This window comes from Arthrobacter sorbitolis, assembly GCF_054510995.1.
In genome coordinates, this window is record NZ_JBTNDM010000003.1 from 215,775 (window position 1) to 231,396 (window position 15,622).

Annotated in this window: 14 protein-coding genes; 8 read left to right on the top strand and 6 right to left on the bottom strand. The window is 72.2% G+C overall.

Annotation, left to right across the window (positions count from 1 at the left end):
- Positions 1-18: 18 nt before the first annotated feature.
- Positions 19-828: an HAD family hydrolase gene (locus ACX80K_RS09435; protein ID WP_459271601.1), complete on the top strand. Its 810-nt coding sequence runs from the start codon at positions 19-21 to the stop codon at positions 826-828.
- The gene (locus ACX80K_RS09440; protein ID WP_459271602.1) at positions 806-1,639 is read left to right on the top strand and encodes a glycerophosphodiester phosphodiesterase family protein; all 834 of its coding nucleotides are present in this window, start codon (positions 806-808) and stop codon (positions 1,637-1,639) included. The genes ACX80K_RS09435 and ACX80K_RS09440 overlap by 23 nt, the downstream gene beginning before the upstream one ends.
- A gap of 18 nt (positions 1,640-1,657) precedes the next feature.
- Here the strand turns inward: ACX80K_RS09440 and ACX80K_RS09445 are convergent, their stop codons facing one another.
- Both ACX80K_RS09445 and ACX80K_RS09450 read right to left on the bottom strand, forming a co-directional pair.
- Positions 1,658-2,656, bottom strand: a complete 999-nt coding sequence (locus tag ACX80K_RS09445) for a hypothetical protein (RefSeq protein WP_459271603.1) — start codon at positions 2,654-2,656, stop codon at positions 1,658-1,660.
- 52 nt (positions 2,657-2,708) lie between these two features.
- Positions 2,709-4,037, bottom strand: coding sequence for a uracil-xanthine permease family protein (locus tag ACX80K_RS09450; RefSeq protein ID WP_459271604.1), 1,329 nt, complete (start codon positions 4,035-4,037; stop codon positions 2,709-2,711).
- Between the two features lie 99 nt (positions 4,038-4,136).
- Here ACX80K_RS09450 and ACX80K_RS09455 point away from each other — a divergent pair, with 99 nt between their 5' ends.
- Together ACX80K_RS09455 and ACX80K_RS09460 are read left to right on the top strand one after the other, a co-directional pair.
- A complete protein-coding gene (locus ACX80K_RS09455) occupies positions 4,137-4,988 on the top strand; it encodes an SDR family NAD(P)-dependent oxidoreductase (protein WP_459271605.1) in 852 nt (283 codons plus the stop codon).
- Positions 4,988-6,355 (top strand): aldehyde dehydrogenase family protein, encoded by a 1,368-nt coding sequence (locus ACX80K_RS09460; RefSeq protein WP_459271606.1) that lies wholly within the window; start codon positions 4,988-4,990, stop codon positions 6,353-6,355. Before ACX80K_RS09455 ends, ACX80K_RS09460 begins: the two co-directional genes overlap by 1 nt.
- A 4-nt stretch (positions 6,356-6,359) precedes the next feature.
- Here the strand turns inward: ACX80K_RS09460 and pgm are convergent, their stop codons facing one another.
- A complete protein-coding gene (pgm, locus tag ACX80K_RS09465) occupies positions 6,360-7,991 on the bottom strand; it encodes a phosphoglucomutase (alpha-D-glucose-1,6-bisphosphate-dependent) (protein ID WP_459271607.1) in 1,632 nt (543 codons plus the stop codon).
- Positions 7,992-8,110: 119 nt separating this feature from the next.
- Here pgm and ACX80K_RS09470 point away from each other — a divergent pair, with 119 nt between their 5' ends.
- Positions 8,111-8,278 carry a hypothetical protein gene (locus tag ACX80K_RS09470; protein ID WP_459271608.1) on the top strand — a complete coding sequence of 56 codons (168 nt, stop codon included), beginning with the start codon at positions 8,111-8,113 and terminating at the stop codon, positions 8,276-8,278.
- Between the two features lie 55 nt (positions 8,279-8,333).
- Positions 8,334-9,530 carry a glycerate kinase gene (locus ACX80K_RS09475; protein WP_459271609.1) on the top strand — a complete coding sequence of 399 codons (1,197 nt, stop codon included), beginning with the start codon at positions 8,334-8,336 and terminating at the stop codon, positions 9,528-9,530.
- Here ACX80K_RS09475 and ACX80K_RS09480 read toward each other — a convergent pair.
- From ACX80K_RS09480 to ACX80K_RS09490, 3 genes are all read right to left on the bottom strand, one after another.
- Entirely contained in the window at positions 9,527-11,050 is a 1,524-nt protein-coding gene (locus tag ACX80K_RS09480; protein ID WP_459271610.1) for a long-chain-fatty-acid--CoA ligase, read from the bottom strand. The genes ACX80K_RS09475 and ACX80K_RS09480 overlap by 4 nt on opposite strands.
- A 164-nt stretch (positions 11,051-11,214) precedes the next feature.
- Positions 11,215-12,678 (bottom strand): peptide MFS transporter, encoded by a 1,464-nt coding sequence (locus ACX80K_RS09485; RefSeq protein WP_459271611.1) that lies wholly within the window; start codon positions 12,676-12,678, stop codon positions 11,215-11,217.
- Complete coding sequence (locus ACX80K_RS09490; RefSeq protein WP_459271612.1) at positions 12,679-14,118, bottom strand: amidase; 1,440 nt, start codon at positions 14,116-14,118, stop codon at positions 12,679-12,681.
- Positions 14,119-14,255: 137 nt separating this feature from the next.
- Between ACX80K_RS09490 and ACX80K_RS09495 the strand changes: the two genes are divergently transcribed.
- Complete coding sequence (locus tag ACX80K_RS09495; protein WP_459271613.1) at positions 14,256-14,582, top strand: rhodanese-like domain-containing protein; 327 nt, start codon at positions 14,256-14,258, stop codon at positions 14,580-14,582.
- The gene (locus tag ACX80K_RS09500) at positions 14,579-15,619 is read left to right on the top strand and encodes a prephenate dehydratase (RefSeq protein ID WP_459271614.1); all 1,041 of its coding nucleotides are present in this window, start codon (positions 14,579-14,581) and stop codon (positions 15,617-15,619) included. Before ACX80K_RS09495 ends, ACX80K_RS09500 begins: the two co-directional genes overlap by 4 nt.
- Positions 15,620-15,622 lie beyond the last annotated feature (3 nt).

The following is a 15,622-nucleotide window of genomic DNA, read 5'->3' on the forward strand; positions in this document are numbered from 1 at the left end:
AACCTGAAGGAGTCAGCGATGCGCCTGGTGGCGAGCGACATGGATGGGACCGTCGTGGGCCACGACGGCAGGATGAGCGAGCGCACCGTCCGTGCGTTCCGCGCGTGCACGGAGGCGGGGGTCGACGTCGTGTTCGTCACCGGCCGCCCCCCGCGCTGGCTGCAGCCCCTGCGGGACCAGCTGGGCCACACGGGGACGGTCATCTGTTCCAACGGCGCGCTCACGTACGACCTCGAGGCGGAGCGCGTCCTCGACGCGAGGCTGCTGGAACCGGACGACGTCTACGCGGCGCGTGACATCATCCGCGATCTCTTCCCCGGGGCCACCTTCGCCGCCGAGACGGTGACCGGGTTCAAGATCGAGTCCGGGTTCGCCGAGGCGGCGACCTCCGAACTCCTCGGCGGCATCTCGGCGCAGCCCTTCGAGGAGTCCCTGCCGGGAGAGCACGTCGTGAAGTTCCTGGCGCGCGAGAGGACCGTCTCGCCCGACGAGTTCCTCGCCGCCGTGCGGCCGGCCGTCGCCCACCTCGTCTCCACGACGCACTCCGCGCCGACCATCGCGCTGCTCGAGATGGCCGTCCCGGACATCGACAAGTCCGTCACGCTCGCCCGGTACGCGGCCGAACGCGGGATCGACGCCGCCGACGTCGTCGCCTTCGGGGACATGCCCAACGACGTCCAGATGCTCGACTGGGCCGGCCAAGGCTACGCCATGGCGTCGGGCCACCCGGACGCGCTCGCCGCCGCGAACCTCGTGGCGCCGCCGTTCGAGGAGGACGGCGTGGCGCAGGTGCTGGAGGAACGGCTTGCGGCGCTCCGCACGGCCTGACCCCGGCCCCTACCGCTACCTCGACAACCGCTCCGGACGGGACGACGGCGCCCTTCCCCTCGCGCTCGCGCACCGGGGGTTCGCCCCCGGCGGCGGGGAGAACACGATGGCCGCCTTCGCCCGGGCCGTCGGGCTCGGCTTCCGGTACCTCGAGATCGACGTCCGCGCGTCGCGTGACGGCGTGGTGATGGTCTTCCACGACGAGACCCTGGGCCGGGTCACCGGCGCCGTCGGGCCGATCGCCGCACGGACGGCGGAGGAGCTGGCCGTCCTGTCCGTCGGTGGCGGCGGAGGCATCCCCCCGCTCGAGGAGGTCCTGCTGCGCTGGCCCGACGTCCGCCTGAACATCGACATCAAGAGCGACGACTGCGTGGAGCCCTTCGCGGAGCTGATCAACCGGCACGGCGCCCATGACCGTGTGCTCGTGGCGTCGTTCTCGGACCGCCGGCGCCGCAGGGTACTGCGCCTCCTCGACGCGCCGACGGCGTCCTCGGCAGGCATGGCGGTCAACGCACTCCTGAGGCTGGCCGCGCCGCTCGGGCTGGCAGCACCGGTCGCCCGGCTGGCCGCCGTCCAGGCCCTCCAGATCCCCGAGACGTACCGCGGCGTGCGCGTGGTGACGCGCCGCTTCGTCGCCTCGTGCCACGCCGCGGGCCTCCAGGTCCACGTCTGGACCGTCAACGCGCGGGAGGACATGGACCGGCTGCTCGATCTCGGCGTCGACGGCCTCGTGTCCGATGCCGCCGACGTCCTCGCGTCCTGCCTGCTGGACCGCTCGGGGAGGCCCCCGGGCCGGCCCGAAGGACCCTGACCGCCCCTGCCGGGGTCCCTATGCCCGCAGGACCGGCCCGGCCAGCGTCCTCAGGTGGTGCAGGGCGGCAGGCGCGTACGAGCGCATCGACGCGTCGTCGGCGTACACCAGCAGGCGCAGCCAGGCTCCGTACCTGTGCACCCGGGCGAGCCTCAGCGCGGGCTCGACGGCGGCACGCAGGTCCGCGAGGGGGGCGTAGGCCGTCCACCGCTCCAAATAGGTGCCGATCACGGCCTGGATCCGCGGGTCGTCCGCCGTCGTGCCCCACCGCCCGCACATCTCGGTGACCGGGACGAGCAGGGCGCTGAACGGGTGCGCCCAGTAGGCGTCGGCGAAGTCGAAGAACCGCACCGGATCGGTGTCCGCCCCGGGGAGGAAGCAGTTCCGCGCCTGCAGGTCGTTGTGGTCGAGCGAGAGGGGTACCGGGATGCCGCGCAGCGTGTCCACGGCGCTGTGGAGGGCGGGGAGGCCGCGCACGACGGCGTCGGCCTCCTCCGCGGACAGGTACAGCGGGTGCCCGGCCGGCAGCCCCGTATGGAGCAGCAGCTGGTTCTCGACGAAGTTCGCGGCCACCTCGGGATTCATGAGGACCAGCCCGGCCCGGGTGAGCCGTTCGCCGTGCGGGGCGACGAGCTGCTGCAGGTCGGCGAAGTCCCCCGCGATGCGGGACCAGGCGGCGGGGTCGTCCGGGTCCAGGCTATCCAGGGTGGCGCCGTGGTCGGCGGTGAGCATCCATCCGCGGGACGGCTCGATCGCCAGGGGCGCCGCCACGTGGTCCGGCGCCAGCTCCCCGAGCAGGGACATGATGGAGGCCTCCGCCAGCTGCCCCGGGTTGTTCTCCTTGAACCACAGCGTCCCGTGGTCCGTCGGAACGGTCAGCTGCGTGGACCACAGGCGGAGGCGCGGCTGGTGGGACGGGCCCAGCCGCCGGACGCCGAAGGCCTCCAGCGCGGCGTCGATCCACTGGTCCGCCTCCGCTTTCCATTCAGGGGACGCCCACACCTCGAGGGGGTTCATCGGCCGCTGGACGGGGTGACGGAGTGACGCATGCGTTCATTGTTACACCGCATCAGCCGAGCTTGGAGGGCCTGCTCCCGTGGTCGCTCGACTCGAGGTCCTCCGGGCCGGCCACGTGTTCGCTGCCCCGCGCCCTGGCGATCGCCGTCATGCCGTGGAAGATCACGAGCGCCGCGGCCGTTCCGAGGGCGATCCCCGCGAAGGTCAGGTCGCCGATGACCCAGGTGAAGTCGGCGATCCCGATGACCAGCGCCACGCCCGCCGTCGAGAGGTTGATGGGGTTCGAGAAGTTCACCTGGTTCTGCACCCAGATGCGGACACCGAGGATGCCGATCATGCCGTACAGGACCACGCCCGCGCCGCCGAGGACCCCGGCGGGCACGGTGGCGATGAGCGCCCCGAACTTCGGGAAGAGGCTCAGCAGGATCGCGACGATCCCCGCGACCCAGTACGCAGCCGTCGAGTAGACGCGGGAGGCGGCCATGACGCCGATGTTCTCGGCGTACGTGGTGGTGCCGGAGCCGCCTCCCGCGCCGGCGATCATGGTCGCGAGCCCGTCCGCCATCAGTGCGCGCCCGGTCAGGGGATCGAGGTCCCGGTCCGTCATCGCCGCCACCGACTTCACGTGGCCGATGTTCTCCGCGACGAGCACGAGCACCACGGGCACGAAGAGCCCCACGACGGACAGGTGGAATTCGGGCGCCGAGAAGTCCGGGAGGCCGATCCACGCGGCGTTGCCGATCGCCGCGAAGTCGACCTCACCGCGGATCATCGCGACGACGTAGCCGGCGAGGACGCCGACGAGGATGGAGAGCCGCCCGAGGATGCCCTTGAACAGCACCGTGACGAGCAGGATCGCGACGACGGTGACGAGGGCGGTGAGGGGTGCCTGCTCGAAGCTCGCCTTCGCGGTGGGGGCCAGGTTCAGGCCGATCAGGGCCACGATGGAGCCGGTGACGATCGGCGGCATGGCGACCTGGATCCACCGGGCGCCCGCGGTGTGGACGACCAGGCCGATGATCGCGAGGGCGGCGCCGGCCATGATGATGCCGCCGAGGGCGCCGGCCGCGCCGTGCTGCGCCTGCGCCGCCGCGATAGGCGCGATGAACGCGAAGCTGGAGCCGAGGTAGCTCGGCACCTTCCCGGCCGTGATCACGAGGAACAGGATGGTCCCGATGCCGGAGAACAGCAGGGTCGTGGAGGGCGGGAACCCGGTGATGAGCGGGACGAGGAAGGTCGCGCCGAACATCGCGACGACGTGCTGGGCGCCGATGCCGACGGTCCTCGGCCAGCTCAGGCGTTCCTCGGGCGCGACGAACCGCCCGGGGAGGACGTTCCTGCCGTCCCCGTGCTGGGTCCAGCCGATACCTCGTGAGCTCATGGACATGCCTTCCGGAAGGGGCGAGGGGTTTCCCGGAATCCTATCGGCAGGACGTGACCGGGATGTTACGTTGCTACTTCCCGAGGAGAAGGGCAGGCGATGGTACTCACGGTCCGAGGACGCACCGTACTGGTGACCGGCGCGGGGAGGGGCATGGGCAGGCTGTACGCCGAACGCGCCGTGCGGGAAGGGGCGGCCGCCGTCGTGCTGTGGGACGTGGACGGCGCGGCCCTCGAGGAGGTGGTCGCGGGCCTCACGGCGGAGGCGTCCACGCTGCACAGCTATGTGGTGGACATCGCGTCGACGGAGTCCGTCCGGGCGGCGGCGAGGGCGGTCCTCGCCGAGGTCGGTGTGCCGGACGTGCTGGTGAACAACGCCGGGATCGTGCGCGGCAAGTACTTCTGGGAGCACGACCACGACGCCGACATCGACCTCACGCTGCGCATCAACGCCGGCGGCCCGATGCACGTCACGCGTGCCTTCCTCCCCGCGATGATGGAGCGCGGCACCCCGGCCAGGATCCTCAACGTCGCGTCCGCGTCCGGGACCCTCGCCGTGCCCAGGATGAGCGTGTACGCGGCGTCGAAGTGGGCCGTGATCGGCTGGAGCGACTCGCTCCGCCTCGAACTCGTGGCGGCCGGGCACCCCATCGCCGTGACGACCCTCATCCCGAGCTACATCAGGACCGGCATGTTCGAGGGAGCCCGCGGTCCCCTCCTCACGCCGCTCATGGAGCCGGGGTACGTGGTGGACAAGGCCTGGCGCGGCATGCTCGCCGGCCGGGCCCGCGTCCAGCTGCCCTGGACCGTGCAGCTCGCCGGGACGCTCCGGAACCTCCTGCCCCAACCCGTCTGGGACGTCGTCGCCGGACGCGTCTTCAGGGTGTACGGCTCGATGGAGCACTTCACCGGGCGCCCCGGCGACTCCTCCGCGGACCGGAGGACGACCTGATGGGTGCCGCACGGCTCCTCGACGGCCGGCGCCGCTACTTCGGCTCCGGCGCGACGCGGTCCGCCACCTGGCGCCGCGGACAACTGCACGCGCTCCTCCGGCTCCTCGGCGAACGGGAGGAGGAGCTCACCCGTGCCCTGCAGGAGGACCTCGGCAAGAGCAGCACGGAGGCGTTCCTGTCCGAGATCGCCGTCGTCCGGGCCGAAGCCGACTACGCACTGAAGAACCTGGACCGCTGGATGGCGCCCGAGAGGATCCCGGTACCGGGCGGGCTGCGCCCTGCCCGGGCCTGGGCCCAGGCGCGTCCCCTCGGCGTCGTCCTGATCATCGGACCCTGGAACTACCCGCTCCAGCTCGTCCTGGCCCCCCTCGTCGGCGCGCTCGCCGCGGGCAACACGGCAGTGCTGAAGCCCAGCGAGCTGGCCGCCTCGACGTCCCGGGTGCTCGCCCGCCTCGTCCCGCAGTACCTTGATCCGGAGGCCGTGGCCGTCGTCGAGGGGGGTCCCGAGGCCAGCACGGACCTGCTGGCGCAGCCGTTCGACCACGTCTTCTACACGGGCGGGGAACGGGTGGGCAGGATCGTGCTGAGGGCGGCGGCCGAGCACCTCACGCCCGTCACGCTCGAGCTGGGCGGCAAGTCGCCCGCCGTCGTGGTGGGCGGCGACCTCCGCACGGCGGCACGGCGGATCGCCTACGGGAAGTTCATGAACGCCGCCCAGACCTGCGTGGCCCCCGACTACGTCCTGACGACCCCGGCTGCGGCCCCCGTCCTCGCACGGGCGCTCGCGGACGCGGTCCGCGAGTTCTACGGCAGCGACCCGAGGACCTCCGCGGACTACGGGCGCATCATCAACGACGGCCACTTCGACCGCCTGGTGGGCCTTCTGGCCGACGGGACGGTCGTCTCCGGCGGACGGCACGAGCGCGCCGAGCGGTACCTCGAACCGACGGTCCTGCGCGACGTCGACCCCGGCTCGACCCTCATGCAGGAGGAGATCTTCGGCCCCCTGCTGCCCCTCCTCGAGGTGCAGGACCTGGACGAGGCGATCGACTTCATCGGGGCCCGTCCGCACCCGCTGGCCGCCTACCTGTTCAGCGACCGCGAGGAGGACCTCCATGCGTTCACGGAGCGGGTCCAGGCGGGCGGCCTGGCGCACAACGTCTGCACCATCCAGCTCGCGGTGCCGGGGCTGCCCTTCGGCGGGGTAGGGGCGAGCGGCACGGGCAGCTACCACGGCCGGCAGTCCTTCGCCACCTTCAGCCACCTGCAGCCCGTGTTCTCGAAGCCCGCACGGGTGGACACGCTGCGCCTCGCCTACCCGCCCTTCGGGCCGCTGAAGAGGAGGCTGCTGCGCAGGCTCCTCTGACCGGTCAGCTGATGACGCCGTCCACGAGGGCCTTCGCCTCGGCCTGCACCTGCCTCAGGTGCTCCTCGCCCCGGAAGGACTCCGCGTAGATCTTGTAGACGTCCTCGGTGCCCGAGGGCCGGGCCGCGAACCAGGCGTTCTCGGTGGTGACCTTGAGCCCGCCCACGGGGGCGCCGTTGCCGGGGGCCTCCGTCAGGCGGGCGGTGATCTCCTCGCCGGCGAGGGTCGTGGCGGTGACGTCCGACGGCGAGAGCTTCCCCAGCGCCGCCTTCTGCTCGCGGGTGGCCGCGGCGTCGATCCGCGCGTAGACGGGCGCGCCGAAGCGGTCGGTCAGTCCGGCGTAGTGCTGCGACGGCGTCCTGCCCGTGACGGCGGTGATCTCCGAGGCCAGTAGCGCCAGGAGGATGCCGTCCTTGTCGGTGCTCCAGGGGGTCCCGTCGAGGCGCAGGAAGGAGGCTCCGGCGGATTCCTCGCCGCCGAAGGCGAGTTCGCCGCTCAGCAGGCCGGGCACGAACCACTTGAAGCCCACGGGGACCTCCTGCAGCACGCGGCCGAGGTCCGCCGCCACGCGGTCGATGATCGACGACGAGACGAGGGTCTTGCCGATCACGGCGTCCGCGCGCCAGTTCGGGCGGTTCGCGTAGAGGTACTGGATGGCGACGGCGAGGTAGTGGTTCGGGTTCATCAGGCCGGCGTCCGGGGTGACGATGCCATGGCGGTCGGCGTCGGCGTCGTTGCCGGTGGCGATGTCGAATTCCGTGGCGCGCCCGATCAGCGACGCCATGGCCGACGGCGACGAGCAGTCCATGCGGATCTTCTCGTCCCAGTCCAGGGTCATGAACGCCCACTGCGGGTCCACGGTCGGGTTGACCACGGTGAGGTTCAGGTTGTGGCGCTCCCCGATCGCGCCCCAGTAGTCCACGGAGGCGCCACCCATCGGGTCCGCGCCGATGTGCACGTTCGCCGACCGGATGGCGTCGAGGTTCAGCACGGACGGGAGGTCGTCGACGTAGTGCTGCAGGAAGTCGTAGCTGCTGATGCCCTCAGCCGTGCGGGCCTGCGCGATCGGGACGCGCTTGACGTCCCGCAGGCCGCCCTCCAGCAGGACGTTGGCCCGGTCGGCGATCCAGTTCGTGGCGTCCGAGTCGGCCGGGCCGCCGTGCGGCGGGTTGTACTTGAAGCCGCCGTCGCCCGGGGGGTTGTGCGACGGCGTGATGACGATGCCGTCCGCCCGTTCCGTGCGTGACGCGTTGTACGCGAGGATGGCGTGCGAGACGGCCGGCGTGGGGGTGTAGGCGCCGCGCGCATCGACGAGGACGCTGACCCGGTTGGCCGCCAGTACCTCCAGGGCAGTGTTCTGCGCGGGTTCGGAGAGGGCGTGCGTGTCCTTGCCGACGAAGAGCGGCCCCGTGATGCCCTGCCCGGCGCGGTACTCCACGATCGCCTGCGTGATCGCCGCGATGTGTCCCTCGTTGAAGGAGGACTTCAGCGACGAACCGCGATGCCCCGAGGTGCCGAAGGCCACGCGCTGCGCGGGATCCCCGAGATCGGGTTCGACGTCGAAGTACGCGTCGAGCAGCTTGGTCACGTCGACGAGGTCGCTGGGGAGGGCTACGGTGCCCGCTCGGTTAGCCATGGCCCCAGCATGCCAAAGAAAGCGCACGATTACATCCGCCGGTTGCCCGCCACCCGATCATCAGTAAGCTGAGTATCAGCACCCGGTCAGGGGGCAGACGCATCACGGAAGGCACCACCATGAGCGAGAATTCCAGCGACACCCCCACCGGCGATCCCGAGGAGCAGGGCGCTGAGGAGGCCGGCACGCTCGAGGAGCAGACGGCCGGCGGCTACGGCGGACCCGGCACCGAGGACGAGATAGCCCCCGACTTCGAGGTGGACAACGGCGGCGGTCCGGGCGACTGACGGCGGACCCGCCTGCCTCTCCGGTCCCTCCGGGGACCGCGGCTAGGGTGAGGGGGTGACCACGCCCGCGACCCCCCGCCCGCTCAGGATCGTCCTCGCACCGGACTCCCTCAAGGGCAGCCTCCCCGCGGCGGAGGCTGCCCTCGCCATGTCCGCGGGCGTGACGGCGGCCGCCGCCCGCCTCGGCCACCCCGCACCCGACGTCGTCCTCGCGCCTCTCGCCGACGGCGGCGAGGGGACGCTGGACGCGCTCCTCACCGCGTGGTCCGTCGAGGCGCGGACCACGCGAAGCCATGACGCCGCCGGCCGCGCGCGGACTGCGCGCTACGGCATCTCGGCGCCGCAAGCGGCGTCGGGCCTCCCGGTCCGGGGCGTCCTCGAGGCGGCGGAGGCCAACGGCCTGCCCCTGGTCGCCGATCTCCCCCTCGATGCGCTCACCGCGACGAGCTACGGCGTCGGCGAGATCGCCGCCCGCCTCCTCGACGACGGCGCCGAGGAGATCCTCCTCTGCATCGGGGGATCCGCGACCACCGACGGCGGCACGGGGCTGCTCTCCGCCCTCGGCGCCCGCTTCCTCGACGCCGGCGGCCGGCCGCTCCCACCCGGAGGCGGCGCCCTCGCGGCCCTGGCGTCGGTCGACACCCACACCCTGCACCCCCGCGCCCGGAGCGTCCGCTGGCGCATCGCCGTCGACGTCGACAACGCCCTCTGCGGACCCCGCGGCGCGGCCGCCGTCTTCGGTCCGCAGAAGGGTGCGACGCCGGACGAGGTCGCGGTGCTCGATGCCGGGTTGGCCCACCTCGCGCGCGTCGTGGAGGACGCCACGGGCACGTCGATGCTGGAGGTACGCGGTGCGGGCGCCGCGGGCGGCCTGCCCGCCGTGCTCGTCCCGTTCCTCGGGGCGGAGATCGTGCCCGGCTCTGCCCTGGTGGCGGATGCCGTCGGGCTGTCCGGGGCGCTCGCCGACGCGGACCTCGTCCTCACAGGGGAGGGATCCCTCGACGCGCAGTCGCTCGGCGGGAAGGTGGTGCAGGCCGTCGTCGGGAACGCCCCCGCACGCTGCGCCGTCGTCGCGATCGCGGGGCGTGTGCAGCTCACGGCGGCCGAGGTGCAGGGCGCCGGCCTGGCGGCGGCGTTCTCCCTCGCGACCGGCCCCACCGCGCTCGAGGAGCTCATCCGGAGGGCGGGGCCGCTGATGGAGGAGGCCGCCGCGCAGGTCTACGGCGTCTTCAGCGCCGGCCGCTTCGGCTAGACCTTGATCTCGCGCTTGAGGATCTTGCCCGTGGGGCCCTTCGGCAGGGCGTCGACCAGCACCACACGGCGGGGGTACTTGTACGCGGCGACGCGTTCCTTCGCGAAGTCCACGATCTCGGCGCCGAGCGCCTCGCGGGCGGCGTCGTCGGCCGGTGCGTGCTCGGCCTTGATGCCGATGACCGCGACGATCTCCTCGCCGTGCAGGTCGTCCGGGACGCCGATCACGGCGGCCTCGGCCACGGCGGGGTGCTCGTAGAGCACCTCCTCCACCTCGCGCGGGTACACGTTGTAGCCGCCGCGGAGGATCACGTCCTTCTTGCGGTCCACGATGAAGATCAGGCCGTCCTCGTCGATCCGGGCGAGATCGCCGGTCCGGAACCAGCCGTCGGGGATCGCCGCCTCGGTGGCGTCCGGGTTGTCCCAGTAGCCCTTCATGACGCAGTGCCCGCGGACGGCGAGCTCGCCGACCTCACCCTGCGGCACCTCGGCGCCCTCGGGGTCGAGCATGCGCACCTCGACGCCGTCCACGGGCGTCCCGATGGAGCCGGGCTTGCGCAGGTGCCCCACCCGGTTGAAGCTCACGATCGGGGACGTCTCGGACAGCCCGTAGCCCTCCAGCAGGTCCGCGCCGAAGACGCGCTCGAACTCGTGCAGCACCTCGACCGGCAGGGCCGAGCCGCCCGACACGGCGACCCGGACGGAGGAGAGGTCCGTGTCCGTGACGGCCGGGTGGCGCAGCATCGCGATGTACATCGTGGGGACGCCCTCGAAGATCGTGACCCGGTCCCGGGCGATGATCTCGAGTGCCTTGCCCGGCTCGAAGCGCGGCAGCAGGGTCACCGTGGCGCCGGTGAGGACGGCCGCGTTCAACGCGCACGTCTGCCCGAAGATGTGGAAGAACGGCAGGCCGCCGAACAGGACCTCCCCTTCGGCGGTGCCCATGAGGTCCCGGGAGATCTCGGTGTTGCGGGCGAGGTTGGCGTGGGAGAGGGTGGCGCCCTTGGGCCGGCCGGTGGTGCCCGAGGTGTAGAGCACGACGGCGGTGTCCTCGCCGTCGAGCTCCACCACGCCCGGTGTGGGCTCCGCGCCGGAGACGCGCTGCATGAAGGCCGTGCTGTCCACGGCGACCACTGTCACGGGATCGCCGGTCCCGGCGCCGGACTCCTCCGCGCCGGCCTGCGCCTCCGCGAGGACGCCCTCCCAGGCGAAGACGAGCCGCGCCCCGGAGTTGGTCAGGTGGTACGCCACCTCGCGCCCCTTGAGCAGCGGGTTGAGGGGCACGACGACGGCGCCCGCCCGGAGGACGCCGTAGTAGACGAATGCCATCTGGGGAATATTCGGCATGATCAGGGCCACCCGGTCCCCGTGCTGCACGCCGTGCTCGGCGAGAAGAGTGGCGACCTTCTGGCTGAGGACCTCGAGGGCGCCGAAGGTGACCTCCACGTCGTCGAGTTTGATGGCGACGGCCGCGGGGCTCCTCGTCGCAGTGGCCACGAGGTTGTTGGCGAGGTTCGGCACGCGATCTCCTTCGATCTCCGGTACGTCTGCAGCAGCTTCCGGCACGGATGTTACCGGTGGGTAGAAGTCTGTTGGATCAGGGGCGTCGACGCAACAGGACCCGCCCGGATGCGGGACGGGTCCTGGCGGGACGCGGGGCCGGGCCGGTCGGCACCGGTGGAGCGCTACCGGACCCCGCTCATGGCCTTCCGGATGGCCGGTGCGCCCGCGAGGAGCGCCCCGCCGAGGATGATCGCGGTGACGCCGCTGAACGCGAAGTAGGGCACCTCGTTCTCCTCGGAGTAGAACCCGGCGAGGAGGCCGGACACCGTGGTGCCCAGCGAGATGGAGAGGAAGAACAGGGCCAGCATCTGCGTACGGAAGGCCTCCGGCGCCAGCTTGGTGGTCACGGACAGGCCGATGGGCGAGATGAACAGCTCCGCCCAGGTGAACAGCAGCAGGATCGCGGCCAGGCCGATCAGCGGCGTGCTGTTGGGTCCCCCGCCCGCGAAGGGGATGAACGCGAGGAAGGCGAGTCCCATGACCATCAGTCCGAAGGAGAACTTCACGGGCGACGACGGCTGGCGGCTGCCGAGGCGGGTCCAGAGGGTCGCGAAGACGCCGGCGAAGAGGATGATGAAGACCGGGTTGATCGACTGCACCATGCCCGGGGGCATCTCCCAGCCGAAGAGGTCCCGGTCCAGCCGGCTCTCGGAGTACAGGGCCACCACGGTGAACTGCTGCTGGAACAGGGACCAGAAGGCGGCGCTGGCGACGAACAGGGGCATGAAGGAGTAGACGCGGCGGCGCTCGACGGCCGAGACCTTGCTGCTCGTGAGGATCACCGCGAAGTAGGCGACGGTCGCCGCGATCGCGGTGTAGGCCATCACGTTGGCGAGGTTCCCGGCGTCGAGGAGTCCGGTGGCCAGGGCCCCGCCGATCAGGACGACGGCGACGACGGCGACGACGATCCGGCGCGGGTACGCGGACCGCGGGAGGGGGTTCTCGATCTCGTGCGCGGCGGGCGGCAGGTTCTTGCGCGTGACGGCGTACTGGACGAGCCCGGCCGCCATGCAGATCGCGGCGAGGCCGAAGCCGACGTGGAAGCCGTAGGTGTCCCATGCGAGGTTGGTGAGCAGCGGCCCCACGAGGGCGCCGATGTTGATGCCCATGTAGAAGATGGAGAAGCCGGCGTCACGGCGGTCGTCGCCGGGGGCGTAGAGCGTGCCGACGAGCGAGGAGGCGTTGGCCTTCAGGCCACCGGAGCCCACCCCCACGAGGACCAGGCCGATCGCCAGGCCCACCACGCCGGGCAGCAGGGCGAGGGCGATGTGCCCGCACATGATGATGATCGCGGAGTAGAACAGCACGCGCTCGGACCCGAGGACGCGGTCCGCGAGCCAGGCGCCGAGGATGGTCGAGAGGTACACGCCGCCGCCGTAGGCTCCGACGAGCCCTGCCGCCGTGACCTCGTCGAACGCGAGGCCGCCCTCGGCCAGGGAGTAGGTCATGTAGTACAGGAGCAGTGCCTGCATGCCGTAGAAGGAGAACCGCTCCCACAGCTCCACGCTGAAGAGGTTTGCCAGCATCCGCGGGTGACCGAAGAACGTCTTCCCGCCGGTGGCGGGGGTCTGCTTGGTTGTACTCACTTACTCCATGGTGCCGCTCGGGTGGGAGAAGCGCAAAACATCCGGCCGCTGCAGGAGGGCCTCGATCTGCGCGGTCGCGGCGAGGAGCTGGGCCTCCTCCCCGGGGCGGCCGATGAGCTGCACGCTCATCGACAGGCCGTCCGGGAGGCGCAGCGTGGGGACCGTCACGGCCGGCAGGCCGCACACGTTGACCATCGAGGTGTAGGGCGAGTACTGGCACTGCCGGAGGTAGTCGGTGTCGCCGTCGGCGTCCGTGAACCAGCCGAGGGGTCGCGGCGTCATCGCCACCGCCGGCGTCAGGACCATGTCGTAGCGGGAGTACTGCTCGATGCTGTCCAGCTCGAACTGCCGCAGCACCTCGACGGCGCCGACGAGCTCGGCGGCCGTCCGGCCCAGCGCGCGACGGCGCAGCACCCGCGTGATGTCCGTCAGCCGGTCCTCGCGGTCGTCCGGGATGGGCGCGGCGGCGAGCCCGGCGGTCCAGACCAGCTGGAAGGCATCGTGGTAGCGATGGTCGTAGCTCAGGTCGGCCTCGACGATGTCGTGCCCGGCCTGCTGCAGTAGCTGGATCCCGGCGTGGAACGCGTCGGTCGCCGCGCTGTCGAGGGCGATGTCCATCGCGCTGGAGAAGGGCGAGGCGGTGCTGACGCCGATCCGGAAGCGGCCCTCCGCCCGCAGGGCGGCCTCGGTGAAGGACCCGGGGTAGCGGGACGCGGCACTCGTCGGCCTGTAGTTCGGCTCCCGCACCAGGGCGTCGAGGAGCAGGCCCGCGTCCACGGCGGAGTGGGCCAGCGGGCCGGCGACGACCAACTGGCCGAGGTCGGCCTGGCCCGAGCCGGACGGCACGCGACCGCGGTTGGGTTTGAGGCCCACCAGTCCGGTCGCGGCCGCCGGGATCCTGATGGACCCGCCGCCGTCGGTGCCGGGCGCGAACGGGATCATGCGGGCGGCCACCGCCGCCGCGCTGCCGCCCGAGGAGCCGGCCGGGCTGAGGCGCGGATCCAGGGGGTTGCGCGCCGGGGGCGCCACGAGGTTCTCGCTGTAGCAGCTCAGCCCGAACTCCGGGACCTGGGTCTTGCCGAGGCTGATGGCGCCGGCGCGCCGGAGGACCGCCGCGAGGGGTGCGTCCTTCTCGGCGACGGCGTGGTCGAGCGCGGCCGTGCCGAGCGTCGTCCTCACGCCGCCGACGTCGGTGAGGTCCTTGTGGGCCAGGGGCACGCCGTGCAGCGGGCCGAGTGGCGCCCCCGAGCTGCGCAGGGCGTCCGCGTGGTCGGCCGCCCGCAGCGCGTCGTCGTGGGTGACGGTCACGAAGGCCCCGAGCTCCGGGTCCAGGGCGTCGATGCGCCGCAGGAAGTGCTCGGTCGCCTCGCGGGCCCCGACCGCCCCGCGTGCCAGGGCGTCCCTGAGGGTGAGTGCTGAGAGTTCGTGCAGTTCGCTCATGGGGCTCCAGTCGGCAGCGGGCCGTCGCGCGCCGATCGCGCCGCAGGCCACGACAAGGACAACTATAGGAGCCCGGTCCCGCCACCCGGCGGGCGGGGAGATGGCGGTGCCGCGCCGCGCCGTGAAAGGGTGGGTCCATGAGCGAACCCCAGAACGTACCGGTGACCGCCGTGCCCAGCGACGCGCGGATCCTCGATGTCCGCGAGGACTACGAGTGGGAGGCGGGCCACGTGGACGGCGCCCTGCACATCCCGCTCGAGCAGCTCCCGGCCCGGCTCGAGGAGCTGGACCCGGACGAGGACCTGCACGTCATCTGCCGCAGCGGGGGGCGCTCCCAGCGCGCGGCCGAGTGGCTCGAGGGCAACGGCTACACCGCCCTCAACGTCAGCGGTGGCATGGGCGCGTGGCTCGAGGCCGGCAAGCCGATGGTGTCCGAGACGGGTAGCGAGCCCACGGTCCTGTGACCCGTCCGCACAGTTCCTCCTTCGCCTACCTGGGCCCGGAGGGCACCTTCACGGAAGCCGCACTGCTGCAGGTGCCGGGGGCGGGGTCCGCCCGCCGCGTCCCGGCGTCGACGGTGGGTGCCGCGCTCGACGCCGTCCGGACGGGGGCCGTGGATGCCGCGATGGTGCCCATCGAGAACTCGGTGGAGGGCGGGGTGAGCGCCACCCTCGACGCCATCGCCGTCGGCGATCCGTTGCGGATCCTGCGGGAGGAACTCGTCCCCATCACGTTCGTGCTCGCGGCCCGGCAGGGGGCGGAGCTCGGTGGGATCCGTCGCATCGCGACCCACGGCCACGCCTGGGCACAGTGCCGCACCTGGGTCGACACATATGTACCCGGCGCGGAATACTTCCCGGCGTCCTCGACCGCGGCGGCCGCCTACGGCCTCGCCGAGGGGGACTCCGGGGCGGGTCCCGGCGGAGACGCAGACAGCGACGCCCGCAGTGGTACCCGCAGGTCCGCCGCGGAGGCCGGGTACGACGCGGCGATCTGCTCGCCCCTCGTGGCCGAGCGCCTCGGCCTCGCGGTCCTCGGCACGGACATCGGCGACGTGACCGACGCCGTCACGCGATTCGTCCTCGTGGGGCGGCCGGATGCCCTGCCGCAGCGCACCGGGTCTGACAAGACCACGCTCGTGATCCCCCTGCCGGAGGACCGCCCGGGGGCCCTGATGCAGATCCTGGACCAGTTCGCGGCGCGGGGCGTGAACCTCAGCCGCATCGAGTCGCGGCCCACGGGCCAGTTCCTCGGCGACTACTTCTTCAGCGTGGACGCCGACGGGCATGTGGAGGACGCCCGGATCGCCGACGCGCTGAAGGGACTGCACCGTATCAGCCCGGGGCTCCGTTTCCTGGGGTCCTACCCGCGCGCGGACCGCCGCTCGCCCGCCGTCGAACGCCACACCTCCGACGACGCCTTCGGTGCCGCCGACGCGTGGCTCGCAACCATCCTCCGTCCCGTAGGGGAAGCAGCACCGCCGGGAGCCGAAGCACAGTAGGCT

Coding starts and splice junctions, on each gene's coding strand:
- ACX80K_RS09435 (WP_459271601.1), top strand. CDS start 19: ATGCGCCTGGTGGCGAGCGACATGGATGGGACCGTCGTGGGCCACGAC.
- ACX80K_RS09445 (WP_459271603.1), bottom strand. CDS start 2,656: ATGAACCCCCTCGAGGTGTGGGCGTCCCCTGAATGGAAAGCGGAGGCG.
- ACX80K_RS09450 (WP_459271604.1), bottom strand. CDS start 4,037: ATGAGCTCACGAGGTATCGGCTGGACCCAGCACGGGGACGGCAGGAAC.
- ACX80K_RS09455 (WP_459271605.1), top strand. CDS start 4,137: ATGGTACTCACGGTCCGAGGACGCACCGTACTGGTGACCGGCGCGGGG.
- ACX80K_RS09460 (WP_459271606.1), top strand. CDS start 4,988: ATGGGTGCCGCACGGCTCCTCGACGGCCGGCGCCGCTACTTCGGCTCC.
- pgm (WP_459271607.1), bottom strand. CDS start 7,991: ATGGCTAACCGAGCGGGCACCGTAGCCCTCCCCAGCGACCTCGTCGAC.
- ACX80K_RS09470 (WP_459271608.1), top strand. CDS start 8,111: ATGAGCGAGAATTCCAGCGACACCCCCACCGGCGATCCCGAGGAGCAG.
- ACX80K_RS09490 (WP_459271612.1), bottom strand. CDS start 14,118: ATGAGCGAACTGCACGAACTCTCAGCACTCACCCTCAGGGACGCCCTG.
- ACX80K_RS09495 (WP_459271613.1), top strand. CDS start 14,256: ATGAGCGAACCCCAGAACGTACCGGTGACCGCCGTGCCCAGCGACGCG.